This window comes from Burkholderia lata (assembly GCF_902499025.1).
GTDB lineage: Bacteria > Pseudomonadota > Gammaproteobacteria > Burkholderiales > Burkholderiaceae > Burkholderia > Burkholderia lata_C.
This window is the reverse complement of sequence record NZ_CABVPW010000106.1, coordinates 1-1352: the sequence shown is the minus strand read 5'-3', so window position 1 is coordinate 1352 and position 1352 is coordinate 1. Positions and strand designations below refer to the sequence as shown.

Below are 1352 nucleotides of genomic sequence, written 5' to 3'. Positions count from 1 at the left end.
TAGCAGGCTGTTGAAAAGCGCCGCGGTTTGATGGCCGGGGCACTGATTAAATGGATTTGGTATGCGATTGGCCGCCGAGTTGCCGATAGATCGTCGTGGCTGCCCCGCTGGCGAGCGGGATCGCCGGCGCGTTGCCGCGCGACGGCCGCGCTCGGGCGGCTCATTGCACGGCCCCTTGCTGCACCACCGTCAGCATTCGCGCCATTCGAGTCAGGTTGCTCGCCAGCATCGTCAACTTGAAGTGCTGGTCGACCCGTTTGACGCCCCGATACACGGTCTGTCGAATCCTGCCGACAGTCTTGCCCCAGCCGAAGTGCTCTTCGATGCGTTTGCGTTTCATCTGGCTGATGCCGTAGCCGGCGTGCCGCGAGGTGCGGCCATCGATCGCGCTGCCGCCTTGATGCGTGTCATTGCGCGCGACGTGCGGCGTTACCTTGCGCGCACGGCAGTCCCGCACGAAGTCGCGAATGTCGTAGCCCTTGTCGGCGCCGAGCGTCTTGGCATGACGACCGGGCACGCAATCGAGCAGGCGCAATGCATTGGCGCGTTCGGCGAAGCCGTCGGCATGGCTCACCACGGCGCCGACCACCAAGCCCGAACGGTTCTCCATCAGGATGTGACCGTGGTAGCACAGGATGGACGGCGTGCCTTTGCTCTTCTTGAACAGCCGGGCGTCCGGATCCGTGCTCGACTCGTGCGTGTCGTTGCTGCGCCGTTTGCCTTTCCAGTCCGTGTCGGCATTACGTCCGCCGCCGGCCGGCGGATCGTCCGAGCCGCCCTTGGGACGGAAGCTCTTGTGACTGGCCCACGCCTGGATCAGTGTGCCATCGACCGAGAAGTGCTCTCTGGACAGCAACCCTTGCTTGTCCGCCAAGCTCATGACTTCGGTAAAGAACGCCTCGATCACTTCGTGCTCAAGCAGCCGGTCGCGGTTCTTCGAGAATACCGAGTGGTCCCAGACGGCGTCTTCGATGGCCAAGCCGACGAACCAGCGAAACAGCAGGTTGTAGCGCATCTGCTCCATCAGCATGCGCTCGCTGCGCACCGAGTAAAACACCTGCAGCAGCAACGCACGCAGCAGCTTCTCCGGCGCAATCGAGGCGCGACCGCTGTCAGCATAGATCGTGCCGAACAGCCCGTTGAGCCGCTTCAACGCTTGATTGACCAGCAGCCGAAGCGGCCGCAACGGGTGATCCGCCGGCACGAAGTCCTCCAGCTTCACCGTCGTGAACAGCGGTTCTTGCATCTCGTCCATTCCACGCATCGGCTCATCCGCTCAAGGTCATGAACACGATATCTCTAACGCACCGCTCGCAAAGCCCGTTTACACCGTTCCCAAATTCAACAGCCTG

The 1352-nt window shown here is 62.5% G+C and carries 1 protein-coding gene; it reads right to left on the bottom strand.

Features of this window, described 5'->3' with window-relative positions:
* Positions 1-160 precede the first annotated feature (160 nt).
* Entirely contained in the window at positions 161-1255 is a 1095-nt protein-coding gene (locus BDI24065_RS40825; protein ID WP_175035932.1) for an IS5 family transposase, read from the bottom strand.
* Positions 1256-1352 lie beyond the last annotated feature (97 nt).

What these genes read in the sequence shown, in the direction of transcription:
- BDI24065_RS40825 (WP_175035932.1), bottom strand. Translation starts at nt 1,255, where the DNA reads ATGGACGAGATGCAAGAACCGCTGTTCACGACGGTGAAGCTGGAGGAC.